Genomic DNA, 13,143 nt, shown 5'->3' with positions numbered 1-13,143 from the left:
TGTGCGACAGCGTCACTCGGGATTGGTGACGCGGGCGAGCACGATCCCGCCGAGGATCAGCGCCAGCGCCAGCATGCGGCCCGCGCTGAGCGGATCCTTGTGCACGAGCACGCCGAGACTGATCGCGCCGAGCGCGCCGATTCCGGTGAACACCGCGTAGGCGGTGCCGACCGGGAGCGTGTGCATGGCTCGCGAAAGCAGGTACACCGCGAGCGAGCCAAGGGCGATGCAGAGCAGGGTCGGGCCGAGTTTGGTGAAGTTCTCGGTCGGTTTGATGGTCTGTGACCAGATGATCTCGACGAGGCCGGCGAGGCCGAGTACCACCCAGCTCATTTCACGTAATCCTTGGCGAGCAGGCGAACTTCGGTCAGCGCGGCGGCGAGCGAGGCCTCGTGCGCGTCGCGCAGGTGGGCCAAATTCGGGTCCTGCACGGCATTGGCGAGTTCGGCGTGGACGAACACGGTGTCGGTGACGGCGAAATGGCCCGCGAAGAAGTCGCGCAGGTAGCGCTCCTGGTAGTCGTAGGCGGCCTTGGGCGCGCCGGGCGAGTAGGCGCCGCCGCGGGCGCCGACCACCACGAACCTGCGCTCCCCCAGCGACATTCGCGGGAAGGTGATCTGATCGAGCCAGGCCTTGAGTGCGGCGGGGATCGAGTAGTTGTACATCGGGGTGCCGATGAGGATCACGTCGGCGGCGAGTACCTGCGCGAGCAGTGGTTCGACGATCTTCCAAGCGGTCTTCGCCGCGGGGGTGACGGCGAGCTCGGGGAGCCGATCGAGGTCGGTGCTGCCCGCGGCGAGGACGGCGTCGCAGAGTTCGGTCCAGCCCTCGCCGATGAACGGTGTGGGCTGGGCGGTCAGGTCGCGGTAGGTGTACTCGCCGTCAGGTGTCTCGGCGCGCCAGGCCTGGACGAACTCCGCGCCGAGCCTGCGGCTGAGCGACCGGTTGCGAGCGCTGGCGTCGAGGTGCAGCAGGTGTGTCATGGTCGAACCTTCCTTAAGTGGACAGCATGTCCGATTGCCGTGGGCTTGACGATAGAACACAAGTGGACAGCCTGTCCACATATTCGTTTCTGGGCTAGAGTCGACACCATGGAGCCCCGATCCGACCTGCTCACCGGCACGGCGCTGGACGCACCGCAGCCCGCCGAGCGCACCGACGCGGCCCGCAACCGGGCCAAGGTGCTGGCGGCGGCCGCCGAACTGTTCGCCACCCGCGACCCGCGCACGGTCACCATGGACGACATCGCCAAGGCGGCGGGCGTCGGCCGCGGCACCCTCTACCGCCGCTATCCCGACCGCACCGCCATCGCCGTCGCCCTGCTCGACGAACACGAACGCGCGCTCCAGGAGCAGTTGATGCGCGGGCAACCACCGCTCGGCCCCGGCGCATCACCCGCCGACCGGCTCGCCGCCTTCTACGCCGCGATGGTCGAATTGCTCACGGCCCATGCGCATCTGGTGCTCGGCGCCGAAACCGGCGGCGCCCGGTTCGCCACCGGGGCTTACGGATTCTGGTCCGCCCACGTGCACGCGCTGCTGGTCGAAGCTGGTGTCGCCCAACCAGATTCCCTGGTCGACACCGTCCTCGCGCCGGTGGCCGCCGAGGTCTATCTGCACCAACGTGAACGCGGGCTTTCGCCCGGCCAGATCACCGAGGGGCTGGCGGTGCTCGCCCACCGCCTGCTCGACCAATCCTGACCTGTCGGCCCCTGCCGCTACCGTCACGCGGGTGACGACACTTCCTACCGACACCGAAGCCGCTCGATTCTGGGCACTGATCGAAACCGCCTGGGAGCGAACCGGTTCCGGAGCGCGCCGCGCTCTGCTCGATGGCGAATTCGACGACGACATCCTCGACCGGTTCATCGACGCCTTGCTCTCGCTGAGCACCGATTTCACGAGCGCCGAGCTGACCGCGCTGGACCGGGTCGCCGAACGCGCGCTCTACGACATCGATCGCGCCGACATCCAGGAGATCACCGACGGTTCCGACGACGGCTTCCTGTATGCGCGGGGATTCATCGTCGCCATGGGCCGCGAGTTCTACGACGCCGTGCGCGCCGACCCGGAAGCCGCGGTGCCGGACGCCGAATGCGAAAGGATGTGCTATTTCTTCGCCCACCTGCACGACAAGCTCTACGGCGGATTCCCCGAGACGGGTTCGGGCATCTCGCGCGAGACCGCATCGAACCCGGCCGGGTGGTCCTGAGAATCAGGTCAGGTCGCGGCGGCTCATCAGCCAGATGGTGCCGCCCGCGAAGGCCAGTACGTAGGCGGTGAGCAGGGCGAGGGACTCGCCGCGGGTGAGGATGTCGAGGACGCCGGGGGTGGCAGGGCCGCTGACGGTGCGCATCGCGCCTGCCAAGGAGCCTGCGGCCGTTCCGGGCAGCAGGTCGGTGAACGTCTCGATGGGACCGAAGATGGCGGCCACCCCGCGCAGGAGGTTCTCGACGACGAGTACCCAGACCAGACCGAGGCCGACGGCGAGGGCGGGGCCGCGGGCGATGGCGCCGATCAGCGCGCCCGCCAAGGTCCACATGCTCAGAATCGCTGTGCCGGAGATGATTCCGAGCACAGATCGCTCCAGAGACGGCAGGGCGAGCGGCTGGCCCTCACTCACCGCGATGAGCGAGGCGACGCCGAGGTCCACGGCGAAGGCCACGCAGACCAGGGCCACCACCACCACCACCACCAGGCTCACGAGCAGGCCGCCGACCGCCGCCGAGCGGCTCGGTCCCTGGGTGAACACGGTTTTCCAGGTGCCCCAGCCGTACCCGCTGCCGACGGCGAGCGCACCCAGGATGAGCATGAGCGCACCGCCGAACATGGCCATGCCCTGGGTGAAGACCTCCGGGACGGCGGCGGGCATGAGCTGGCCGAGCAGGACGTCGCGGGGCAGACCGTCCGACATGGCGCCGCTTTCCCCGGAGGTGTAGGCGAGGTAGTTGAACAGGTAGGCGAAGGTCAGATTCAGCAGCACCCACACGCCGAGGACGATCCAGAACGCGGGCCAGCGGCCGAGCCGCACCGACTCCGCGCGCATGCTCGCCCACAGATCTCTTGTCAGACCGATCATTTCGCGACCTCCACAGTCGTCATCTCGAAGAACACTTCTTCCAGGGATTTCTCGTCGACGCGCAGTTCCAGCAGGTCGGCGCCCGCCGAGACCACGGCACGCGCGACCACCGGTGCCATCGCGGCAGACGTCTCGACCCTGATCCCGTCCGCGTTCGCCCGGGCGGGAGCGACGGCGCGAATCGCGGCGAGGGCGATGTCGGCAGGTTCGGCGAGCACCAATAGCGCTGCGGTGCCTCGTAATTCGCCGACGGTCGATTCGGCGAGCAGCCTGCCGCCGGAGATCACCCCGACGCGGTGACAGATCTCCTGCACCTCGGCGAGCTGGTGACTCGACAGCAATACGGTGTGCCCGTCGGCGGCGAGATCAACGATGAGCGTGCGCATTTCGGCCAGACCTGCCGGATCGAGGCCGTTGGTGGGCTCGTCGAGGATCAGCAGGTCCGGGTCGCCGAGCAGGGCAGCGCCGACGCCGAGGCGCTGCTTCATCCCCAGTGAATAGGTGCGGAAGCGGTCGCCCGCACGGTCGGCCAGACCCACCCGTTCCAGCGCCTGCTCGACGTCGGTGGTGCTGTGACCGCGGTAGCGCGCCAGGACGCGCAGGTTGTCGCGGCCCGAGAGGTAGGGGTAGAAGCCGGGACCCTCGATGAGGACGCCGATGCGGCGCAAAACCGCGGGATCGCCGGGCGCGCGGCCGCTGACCCGGGCGGTGCCCGCGCTGGGGCGGATCAGGCCGGCCAGCATGCGCAGGGTGGTGGTTTTGCCCGCACCGTTGGGGCCGAGGAAGCCGTAGATCTCGCCTGCGGCGACGCGCATACTCACCGCGTCCACCGCGATGTGCTCGCCATAGCGCTTGGTCAGCTCGTCGGTGACCACGATCGAATCGTTCATGGCACTCAGAATCCGCGCCGATGCGGTGCCGGGGCATCCGTCGCGGAGCGGCTTCGTGGCTACGTCGCGCGGACTACTCGCGCCGTCGTTCCCGACGCTGAATATTCGCCTCGACCGGCCGCTGACCGGCCACCGTGGGGCCGCAGGGTGGCTCGCAGCGGAATTACGGGCGCAGGCCGACGCGGAGGGCGGCCCTACGCAATAGGGTGAGTGAGGTGGGAGCGTCTGCGAAATGGGAGCGTGGCTCGGTCGTTGTGGACTGGGGCCTGGCAGTGGTGGTCGCGGTGATCCAGCTCGCCGGAAGTTCCGGTGCGAATACGCATCAGAGCGGGGTGCGCGCGCTCGACGCGTTCGCGTATCTGTTGCTGCTCGCCGGGCCGATCGCGCTCGGCTTCCGGCGTGTGCTGCCCGAACCGGTGCTGCTGGTCGCCCTGCTCGCGGCGGTGTCGTTTGTGCTGCGCGACTACGGATACGGGCCGATCTTCCTGTCGCTGATCATCGCGTTCCTGACCGCGGCGGTCGACGGATCACGGTGGCGCACCTACCCGGTGGTCGCGGTCGGCTATCTGACGATGGTGTGGCCGTTGCCCGCGCTGCTCGGACGCGACACCGACGCGTGGCAGATCTTCGGCCTGCTGGCCTGGATGGGTGTGCTCGTCGGGATCGCCGAGGGGGTGCGGCAGCGGCGGGCGGTGGTCGTCGCCCGCAGGCAGCGGGCCGAGGCCGCGCGGCGCGACGAGCAGGCGCAGCAGGCCAGGGCGGCCAGCGAGGAGCGGCTCGCGATCGCCCGTGAGCTGCATGATGTTCTCGCGCACAGTCTTTCGCTGATCAATGTGCAGTCCTCGGTGGCGCTGGAGCTCTTCGACCGGAAACCGCAGCAGGCGGCGGCCGCGCTCGCCACCATCAAAACCACCTCCAAAGAGTCGCTGGCCGAGGTGCATACGCTGCTGCACGCCATTCGCAGTGGTGCGGCGGTGGCGCCCGCGGTCGAGGAATACGCTGAGCCCGCCGCCGAATCGCCGGCGCCCACCGCTCCTGTCGCGCCGCCGCGGCCCGCTCCCCGCGCGCCCGCACCGTCGCTCGATGATCTCGAGACCTTGCTCGAGCGCACCAGGGCGACCGGGCTCGGGGTCGACACCAAGATCATCGGTACGCCCAAGAAGCTGCCCAGCGTGATCGATGTGGCCGCGGCCAGGATCATCCAGGAATCGCTGACCAATGTGGTGCGGCACGCGCCCGGCGCGACGGCGATGATCACCCTGCGGTACACGCCCGAATCGGTCGACATCACCATCGACAACACGCGGCCGACCAGCACCGCGGTCCGTACCGGTGCGGGTGGGAACGGGATCATCGGTATGCGGGAGCGGGCGCACGCGCTCGGCGGGGCGTTGACGGCCGGGCCGCGGCCCTCCGGTGGGTTCCGGGTGGCGGCCAGGTTGCCTGCCCGGCCTGCGGGCGCCGCGGCTGAACCGCGCAACAGCGCATCGCGTGCGTCCCAGCGATCCGCGTCCGCCGCGGGCTCTGCCGCTGAGGGTTCAGGCTCCGCCACAGCCGGTGCTGACCATGCAGGCTCCGCGGGGGCCGGCGCTGACCGCTCGGGCTCCGCGGCGGCCGGTGCTGACCATGCAGGCTCCGCGGCGGGTGCTGACGGTAGGGAGTTCTCCACATGAGCGATCCCGGCCAGGTCGGTGCTCGCAAGACGCGCGTGCTGGTCGCCGATGATCAGGCGCTGGTGCGCGGCGGGTTCGTCGCGCTGCTCGACGCCCAGGACGACATCGAGGTAGTCGGCGAGGCCGAGAACGGCGAGCAGGCCGTCCGGATGACCCGCGCGCTCGTCCCCGATGTGGTGCTGATGGACATCCGCATGCCCATCCTCGACGGCCTGGCCGCGACCCGCATGATCGCCGACGAGGCCGCCCTCGCCGAGGTCCGCGTCGTCGTCCTCACCACCTTCGAGCTCGACGAGTACGTCTTCGAGGCGATCCGCGCGGGCGCGGCCGGCTTCCTGGTCAAACACACCGAACCCGCCGACCTGCTCCGCGCCGTCCGCGTGGTCGCCGCGGGCGACGCCCTCCTCTCCCCCGGCGTCACCCGCCGCCTCCTGGCCGAGTTCTCCACCCACGCCAAACAACCCCCACCCGCCGCCCTCGCCGACCTCACCGACCGCGAACGCGAGGTGATGACCCTCGTCGCCGAAGGCCTCACCAACGCCGAAATCGGCGCCCGCCTCTACCTCAGCCCCGCCACCGCCCGCACCCACGTCAGCCGCATCCTCACCAAACTGAACGCCCGCGACCGCACCCAACTAGTCGTGCTCGCCTACGAATCCGGCCTGGTCCGCCCTGGCTGGCAGTAAACGGCTGGAGCTCGGGCTGACGCAGACGCAGCTGGCCGAGCTGTGCCGGGCTGCGTCGGCCCGAGGTGTCGAGACTCGAATCAGGGGGTGGCACACCGACAATCGGCATGCTCGAGCGTCTGGCACACGCACTCGAGGTGCGGTTCGTCGCCCGTTTCGAGAAGGTCGACGCCGCCTGAGCCGAGCCTGTTCCGCTGGTGAGCGCGGCCGATCTGGAACGGCTTGTCGCGGACAGGGAGGCGCGATTCGTCGAACAGGGGTGCATCCGGAGCTTCGCGTGAAGCCTGGCGTTTGAGTCGGCTTCCGTGGCGTTTGGGTCGCGGGCGGGCGCGAGAAGCGTTGTTGCATCGTGCATGACGACGATATCGACCATCGATGCCGCGGCGCCGGAGACCGGCCGCCGCGCATGGCCCGCGCTGCTCACCATGTTCCTCGGGAGCTTCACGCTGGTGACGGCGGAGTTCCTGCCACCGGGGGTGCTGACCGCGCTCGCCGACGATCTGCGGGTACCGGAAGGGGTGGTCGGGCTCTCCGTCAGCGCGACCGCGTTGACCGCGCTGTTGGCCGCGCTCGGGTTGGGCTCGCTGTTTCCGAAGGTCGACCGGCGCACGCTGTTGCTGGTGCTGACCGTCGGGGCTGCCGTGTCGAACGTCCTGGTGGCGGTGGCGCCGAATATCGCGCTGCTGCTGGTCGCGCGACTGCTGCTCGGGGTCGCGGTGGGTGGGTACTGGTCGATGGCGCTGGTGATCGCCGCGCAGCTGGTGCCCGCGCATCGCCTCGGCAAGGCGATGATGATCGTGAACTCGGGGACCACCGTCGCGACCGTCGCCGGGGTGCCGCTGGGGGTGCTGCTGAGCACGTACGCGGGGTGGCGGACCGTGTTCGTCGTGGCGGCGGGGCTGACGGTCGTTGCGGCGGTGGCGGTGCGCATGATGCTGCCGCCGATCGCGCCGAGCAAGGGGATCGGATTCGCGGCGATGGGGGCGGCCCTGCGGGCGCCGGGGGTCGCGTTGGGGCTGGTCAGCGTGGTCGCCGTGATCGGCGGGCATTTCGCCGGGTTCACCTACATCCGGCCCGCGCTGGCCGAGCTGCTCGCGGCGGGTCCGTCGGCGATTCCGGTGTTGCTCGCGCTGTTCGGTGTCGGCGGTCTGCTCGGGAATTTCGTGCTCGGGTCGCTGGCCGATCGCAAGCTCGGCGTCCTCCTGGTCGCGGTGCCGACGGCGATCGGGCTGTCGCTGCTGGCGATCATCGTCTCCGGTGCGGTGCCGGTGCTCGGTTATGTCGCCGTGGTGGTGTGGGGCGGCGCGTTCGGCGGCATCCTCAATCTGGTGCAGGTGTGGGTGTCGCGGGTGCTGCCCGAGCGGATGGAGGCGGGCAGCGGGCTGGTGGTCGGCGGTTTCCAGCTGGCGATCATCCTGGGTTCCGCGGTCGGCGGGCGTGGGGTGGACAGCATCGGCCTGGCGGCGACCTACGGACTCGCGGCGCTGGCGGCGGTGCTCGGCGGCGTGCTGGTGCGGGTGTCACTCAGCCGCGCCGCGCGGTAGTAGCTCAGGCCGAGCGGGCCGCACGTCGCCATTCCGACGGCGTGTGGCCCGTGTGCTTGCGAAAGGCCCGGCCGAACGCGGTCTCGGACCGGTAGCCCAGCCGCCGCGCCACCGCGCCGACCGACATGTCGTGCTCGGCCAGGAACAGCTGGGCCCGCTCGACCCGCAGCTTCGTCAGATACCGCCCCGGCGTGAGCCCGGTGGCCGCCTGGAACCGCGCCGCGAACCCGGACCGCGAGGCCAGCGCGACCCGCGCGAGCGCTTCGACCGTCCACTCCTGACCGGGATCGGCGTGCATAGCGGCCACCGCGCGCGCCACCCCCGGCTCGTGCACCCGCAACAACCAGCGTTTCGGCGCGCACCCGCGCGCGTGCCAGGACTCGATCGCCATCGACGCGATCAGGGTGGCGACCCGGTCGCCCTGCACGCCGAACGGATCGGGGCACTCGCGCACCAGATGCTCGAACATGGTCGCGGCCAGCGGCGCGTGCCGGACGAATTCGGTGAGCAGCACCCGCTGCGGCAGCGCGGCCATCGCGCCGCTGGTCGCGGCCGGCGCGAGCCGCACCCGCAGCACGGTGCCCTCCGACAGCGCGTTGATCACGAAGCGGTCCGCACGCGGGACGAACAGGAAGTCACCGGTCGCCAGATCCTCGGCGGTGCCCAGTCCTTCGACCCGGACGAGGCCCTCGGTCACCACGAGTGCGCTCGGTTCGCCCTCGATGAACTCCCAGCCGCCCGCGGTGAGCGCGAATTCGTCCCGGCCGGCGAAGCGCCATTGCAGGCCCGCGAGCACATCGTCGAGTCCGCTCGCACCAGATTCGATCAGCGTCACCGTGCACATCCTCCGGGTGGATCTCCGACCGGTTCACGGTACCAAGGCAGCTCGGAGCCGGTGCGGGCGTGAAATCGCGCCCGGAACTACGCCCGCAGACGTAGCCGGGATCGGGTCGCGCGGCCGATGTCCGCGGCCGCCGTCGCCAGCAGGCTGAAGTCATGAACACCTTCGACAGCGCGACGACGCCGACCTTCCTGGCCGAACACTACGACGCGGTGCGATTCGGGATCGTGCTGACGCCCCGGTCCGGGGCCCAGTGGACGCGTGCGGTGGTCGACGCCGAGCAGCGGGGGTACGCCACCCTCCTCCTGCCGGACACGCTCTACACCCCGTCGCCGCTCCCCGTGCCGGCCGCCGCGGCCGCGGTGACGACGCAGCTGCGGGTGCGGCCGAACGTTCTCGCGGCACCCTTGCGCACCACCGGTTCGTCGGTGCGGGAAGTCGCTGCGCTGCAACTGCTTTCGGACGGACGTTTCGAGCTGGGCCTCGGCACCGGCCGCCCCGAGGCCCGCGGTGAAGCCGAAAAGCTCGGCATGCCCTGGGGTTCGGCGGGTGAACGACGGCAGCAGCTGATCGACACCGCCACCGCGGTACGGTTCGAGGTCGACCCTGCCCCACCGATCGTGATCGCGGCGAACGGCCCGCGCATGCTCGCCACCGCGGCCACCCACGCCGATCGGATACTGCTGGCCGCCGCCCCGGATGCGACCGAGGACGAACTCGCCCATATGGTCACCACGGTCACCGACCACACCGATCGGGAGGTCCGATTCACCCTCCAATTGGTCGGTCTCGGTGAGCAATTGCCGCACTGGCTCAGCGCCCGACTCGGCTACACCCCGGAGAAACTCCGCGACGCGGGCGCCGCCGGTTTTCTCCCCAGCGATCCCCAGCTGGCTGTGGACATCCTCGAATCCCGCCGCGCGCGCTACGGAATCGACGAACTGATCGTCCCGGGCGAACTGGCCGAGGCGTTCGCGCCGATCTTCGACCTGGCGCTCGGACGTCAGTAGATGGCACTCCAGTAGGCCTCGAGGACGAGACCGACGATATAGCGCGGATTCTGCGGGTCGTCGGTCACCGTGACGGTAGCGCGCCCCCGGATCGCGCCACCCCGGCAATCCGCCCGAACGAAAGAGCGCGCCACCCAGCCGAATTCGATACCCGCGCCGCGATGTCGGTGGCCGCTGCTAGCTTCGGCGGACATTACCGGGAGGAAAAGGAGTTCCGCATGGGGGTGATCATGTCGTTCACCAGGGTGAGCGCCGTGGAGCTGGAGCAGCTGGCGGCGACCGCCGAGTGGCCCGACGATTTTCTCGACGGTCTGGAGATCCACGACGGCGGGCCGAGCGGTTACCTGGACAAGGCGTGGGCGGGCTTGGCGTACCTGCTGGCCCAGGCGAACATCGGGGTCGATCTGGTCGACACCGGCCGTCCGCTGGCCGATGACAACTATTTCGCGTGGCACCCCGACGACGTGTCCGCCACGGCGAAGGTCTTGAGCCGCATCCCGTTCGACGAGCTGGCGCTGTTCTTCGACCCCGCGGCGATGGACGCGGCCGGGGTGTACCCGAACATCTGGGTCCGCGACGGCGAGAGCGGGCTGCACTACCTGCGCCACCACTACGACGGCCTGGAGCAGGTGTTCCGGTACGCGGCCGAGCGCGGATCCGGTTTCCTCCAGCACTTCGGCTGACCGGCACACGAGAAAGCCCGCCCCGACCTGAGGTCGGGGCGGGCTTTTCGGTTCGGCTTCTTACTCGCCGGAGGCGGCCTCGGGCGCGGGGCCCTCGGCAGCGCCGGTCAGGACGACCTCGGGCTTGTCGTCGCCCGCGGGCGCCTTGGTCAGCTTCGCCTTGCCGGTGAAGGTGAACTTGGCGTCCTCGCCAAGGCCCTCGCCGTTCCAGCCCTCGACGTCGACCACGATGGTCTGGCCCGCGCCGATCTCGCCGAAGAGGATCTTCTCCGACAGCTGATCCTCGATCTCGCGCTGGATCGTGCGGCGCAGCGGACGCGCACCCAGGACCGGGTCGAAACCGCGCTTGGCGAGCAGGCTCTTGGCCTGGTCGGTCAGCTCGATCGCCATGTCCTTGTTCTTCAGCTGCTTGGCGACGCGGTTGATCATCAGGTCCACCATCATCACGATCTGCTCGCTGGTGAGCTGGTGGAACACGATCACGTCGTCGATGCGGTTGAGGAACTCGGGGCGGAAGTGCTTCTTCAGCTCGTCGTTGACCTTGAGCTTCATCCGCTCGTAGTTCGAACCCTCGGCGTTGGACTGGGTGAAGCCCAGGCCGACGGCCTTGGAGATGTCGGAGGTGCCCAGGTTCGAGGTGAAGATCAGCACGGTGTTCTTGAAGTCGACCGTACGACCCTGACCGTCGGTGAGACGGCCGTCCTCGAGCACCTGCAGGAGGGTGTTGTAGATCTCCTGGTGCGCCTTCTCGATCTCGTCGAACAGCACCACCGAGAACGGCTTGCGACGCACCTTCTCGGTGAGCTGGCCGCCCTCTTCGTAGCCCACGTACCCGGGAGGGGCACCGAACAGGCGCGACGCGGTGAAGCGGTCGTGGAACTCGCCCATGTCGATCTGGATGAGCGCGTCGTCGTCGCCGAACAGGAAGTTCGCCAGCGCCTTGGACAGCTCGGTCTTACCGACACCGGACGGACCGGCGAAGATGAACGAGCCGGACGGACGCTTCGGATCCTTCAGGCCGGCGCGAGTGCGGCGGATCGCCTTGGAGACGGCCTTGACGGCATCCTCCTGGCCGATGATCCGCTTGTGCAGCTCGTCCTCCATGCGGAGCAGACGGGTGGTCTCCTCCTCGGTGAGCTTGAAGACGGGGATACCGGTCCAGTTGGCCAGCACCTCCGCGATCTGCTCGTCGTCGACCTCGGCAACGACGTCCAGGTCACCGGAACGCCACTGCTTCTCGCGCTCGGCGCGCTTGGCGACGAGCTGCTTCTCCTTGTCACGCAGACGCGCGGCCTTCTCGAAGTCCTGCGCGTCGATCGCGCTTTCCTTCTCGCGGCGGGCGTCGGCGATCTTGTCGTCGAACTCGCGCAGGTCCGGCGGAGCGGTCATCCGGCGGATGCGCATGCGCGCGCCGGCCTCGTCGATCAGGTCGATCGCCTTGTCCGGCAGGAACCGGTCGTTGATGTAGCGGTCGGCCAGCGTCGCGGCGGCGACAAGGGCGCCGTCGGTGATGGACACCCGGTGGTGCGCCTCGTAGCGGTCGCGCAGACCCTTGAGGATGTTGATGGTGTGCTCGACGGTCGGCTCGCCGACCTGCACCGGCTGGAAGCGGCGTTCCAGGGCGGCGTCCTTCTCGATGTACTTGCGGTACTCGTCGAGGGTGGTCGCGCCGATGGTCTGCAGCTCGCCACGGGCCAGCTTCGGCTTCAGGATCGAGGCCGCGTCGATGGCGCCTTCGGCAGCACCCGCGCCGACGAGCGTGTGCAGCTCGTCGATGAACAGGATGATGTCGCCGCGGGTGTTGATCTCCTTGAGCACCTTCTTCAGGCGCTCTTCGAAGTCACCGCGGTAGCGGCTGCCCGCGACCAGGGAACCCAGGTCGAGGGTGTAGAGCTGCTTGTCCTTGAGGGTCTCGGGGACCTCACCGTTGACGATGGCCTGCGCCAGGCCCTCGACGACCGCGGTCTTACCGACACCGGGCTCACCGATCAGGACCGGGTTGTTCTTGGTGCGGCGGCTCAGCACCTGCATGACGCGCTCGATTTCCTTCGAGCGGCCGATGACGGGGTCGAGCTTGCCCTCGAGCGCGGCCTGAGTGAGGTTGCGGCCGAACTGGTCGAGCACCAGCGAAGTGGACGGAGTGCCCGCCTCACCGCGCGAGCCGGAACCCTCGACGGGCTCCTTGCCCTGGTACCCGGACAGCAGCTGGATGACCTGCTGACGGACGCGGTTCAGGTCGGCACCGAGCTTGACCAGAACCTGGGCGGCGACGCCCTCGCCCTCGCGGATGAGCCCGAGCAGGATGTGCTCGGTACCGATGTAGTTGTGGCCGAGCTGCAGCGCCTCGCGCAGGCTCAGCTCCAGCACCTTCTTGGCACGCGGGGTGAAGGGGATGTGACCGGACGGCGCCTGCTGGCCCTGACCGATGATCTCCTCGACCTGGCTGCGCACACCCTCCAGCGAGATGCCAAGGGACTCCAGCGACTTCGCCGCCACGCCCTCGCCCTCGTGGATCAACCCAAGCAGGATGTGCTCGGTGCCGATGTAGTTGTGGTTGAGCATCCGGGCCTCTTCTTGGGCCAGGACAACGACACGCCTCGCGCGGTCGGTGAACCTCTCGAACATCGCTCCCTCACTCTCCTGCTCCGACATTCTGGCAACAGACGCCGCAGTGTGCTCGGTACAACCTAGGGCGTCGGACCGACAACTGTCGCCGTCAGCCTGCCATGAAGCCCGGG

General features: G+C 69.3%; 15 protein-coding genes. 8 read left to right on the top strand and 7 right to left on the bottom strand.

Annotated elements, in window-relative coordinates:
- Nucleotides 1-12 precede the first annotated feature (12 nt).
- Together IEY60_RS17960 and IEY60_RS17955 are read right to left on the bottom strand one after the other, a co-directional pair.
- On the bottom strand, nt 13-333 hold the full coding sequence (locus tag IEY60_RS17960) for a DMT family transporter (protein ID WP_189029701.1): 321 nt from the start codon (nt 331-333) through the stop codon (nt 13-15).
- Nucleotides 330-983 (bottom strand): FMN-dependent NADH-azoreductase, encoded by a 654-nt coding sequence (locus tag IEY60_RS17955; RefSeq protein ID WP_189029699.1) that lies wholly within the window; start codon nt 981-983, stop codon nt 330-332. The genes IEY60_RS17960 and IEY60_RS17955 overlap by 4 nt, the downstream gene beginning before the upstream one ends.
- 108 nt (nt 984-1,091) lie before the next feature.
- On the opposite strand from IEY60_RS17955, the gene IEY60_RS17950 reads away from it, so the two are divergent.
- Both IEY60_RS17950 and IEY60_RS17945 read left to right on the top strand, forming a co-directional pair.
- Entirely contained in the window at nt 1,092-1,700 is a 609-nt protein-coding gene (locus tag IEY60_RS17950; protein WP_189029697.1) for a TetR/AcrR family transcriptional regulator, read from the top strand.
- A gap of 31 nt (nt 1,701-1,731) precedes the next feature.
- Complete coding sequence (locus IEY60_RS17945; protein ID WP_189029694.1) at nt 1,732-2,211, top strand: DUF4240 domain-containing protein; 480 nt, start codon at nt 1,732-1,734, stop codon at nt 2,209-2,211.
- A gap of 3 nt (nt 2,212-2,214) precedes the next feature.
- On the opposite strand, the gene IEY60_RS17940 is transcribed toward IEY60_RS17945, so the two are convergent.
- Complete coding sequence (locus tag IEY60_RS17940) at nt 2,215-3,078, bottom strand: ABC transporter permease subunit (RefSeq protein WP_189029692.1); 864 nt, start codon at nt 3,076-3,078, stop codon at nt 2,215-2,217.
- On the bottom strand, nt 3,075-3,968 hold the full coding sequence (locus IEY60_RS17935) for an ABC transporter ATP-binding protein (RefSeq protein ID WP_189029690.1): 894 nt from the start codon (nt 3,966-3,968) through the stop codon (nt 3,075-3,077). The genes IEY60_RS17940 and IEY60_RS17935 overlap by 4 nt, the downstream gene beginning before the upstream one ends.
- A 215-nt stretch (nt 3,969-4,183) precedes the next feature.
- Between IEY60_RS17935 and IEY60_RS17930 the strand changes: the two genes are divergently transcribed.
- The 4 genes from IEY60_RS17930 (at nt 4,184) to IEY60_RS17915 (ending at nt 7,871) form a co-directional block, all read left to right on the top strand.
- Nucleotides 4,184-5,641, top strand: coding sequence for a sensor histidine kinase (locus IEY60_RS17930; protein ID WP_229739925.1), 1,458 nt, complete (start codon nt 4,184-4,186; stop codon nt 5,639-5,641).
- Nucleotides 5,638-6,327, top strand: a complete 690-nt coding sequence (locus tag IEY60_RS17925) for a response regulator (RefSeq protein WP_189029688.1) — start codon at nt 5,638-5,640, stop codon at nt 6,325-6,327. Before IEY60_RS17930 ends, IEY60_RS17925 begins: the two co-directional genes overlap by 4 nt.
- 50 nt (nt 6,328-6,377) lie before the next feature.
- A complete protein-coding gene (locus IEY60_RS36545; protein ID WP_373291740.1) occupies nt 6,378-6,506 on the top strand; it encodes a helix-turn-helix domain-containing protein in 129 nt (42 codons plus the stop codon).
- 174 nt (nt 6,507-6,680) lie between these two features.
- Nucleotides 6,681-7,871 carry an MFS transporter gene (locus IEY60_RS17915; protein ID WP_189029686.1) on the top strand — a complete coding sequence of 397 codons (1,191 nt, stop codon included), beginning with the start codon at nt 6,681-6,683 and terminating at the stop codon, nt 7,869-7,871.
- Between the two features lie 4 nt (nt 7,872-7,875).
- On the opposite strand, the gene IEY60_RS17910 is transcribed toward IEY60_RS17915, so the two are convergent.
- Nucleotides 7,876-8,715: a helix-turn-helix domain-containing protein gene (locus IEY60_RS17910; RefSeq protein ID WP_189029684.1), complete on the bottom strand. Its 840-nt coding sequence runs from the start codon at nt 8,713-8,715 to the stop codon at nt 7,876-7,878.
- A 152-nt stretch (nt 8,716-8,867) separates the two neighbouring features.
- Between IEY60_RS17910 and IEY60_RS17905 the strand changes: the two genes are divergently transcribed.
- A complete protein-coding gene (locus tag IEY60_RS17905) occupies nt 8,868-9,722 on the top strand; it encodes an LLM class flavin-dependent oxidoreductase (protein ID WP_229739924.1) in 855 nt (284 codons plus the stop codon).
- Here IEY60_RS17905 and IEY60_RS17900 read toward each other — a convergent pair.
- Nucleotides 9,716-9,916 (bottom strand): hypothetical protein, encoded by a 201-nt coding sequence (locus IEY60_RS17900; RefSeq protein ID WP_189029682.1) that lies wholly within the window; start codon nt 9,914-9,916, stop codon nt 9,716-9,718. The genes IEY60_RS17905 and IEY60_RS17900 overlap by 7 nt on opposite strands.
- A gap of 24 nt (nt 9,917-9,940) precedes the next feature.
- Between IEY60_RS17900 and IEY60_RS17895 the strand changes: the two genes are divergently transcribed.
- Nucleotides 9,941-10,405 (top strand): YfbM family protein, encoded by a 465-nt coding sequence (locus IEY60_RS17895; protein WP_189029680.1) that lies wholly within the window; start codon nt 9,941-9,943, stop codon nt 10,403-10,405.
- Nucleotides 10,406-10,465: 60 nt separating this feature from the next.
- Here IEY60_RS17895 and IEY60_RS17890 read toward each other — a convergent pair whose 3' ends face one another.
- Entirely contained in the window at nt 10,466-13,030 is a 2,565-nt protein-coding gene (locus tag IEY60_RS17890) for an ATP-dependent Clp protease ATP-binding subunit (protein WP_189029677.1), read from the bottom strand.
- Nucleotides 13,031-13,143: the final 113 nt, after the last annotated feature.

Source organism: Nocardia rhizosphaerihabitans (genome assembly GCF_014646295.1).
GTDB lineage: Bacteria > Actinomycetota > Actinomycetes > Mycobacteriales > Mycobacteriaceae > Nocardia > Nocardia rhizosphaerihabitans.
Note: the sequence above shows the minus strand (reverse complement) of the source record. Positions and strands in the feature narration are given on the sequence as shown.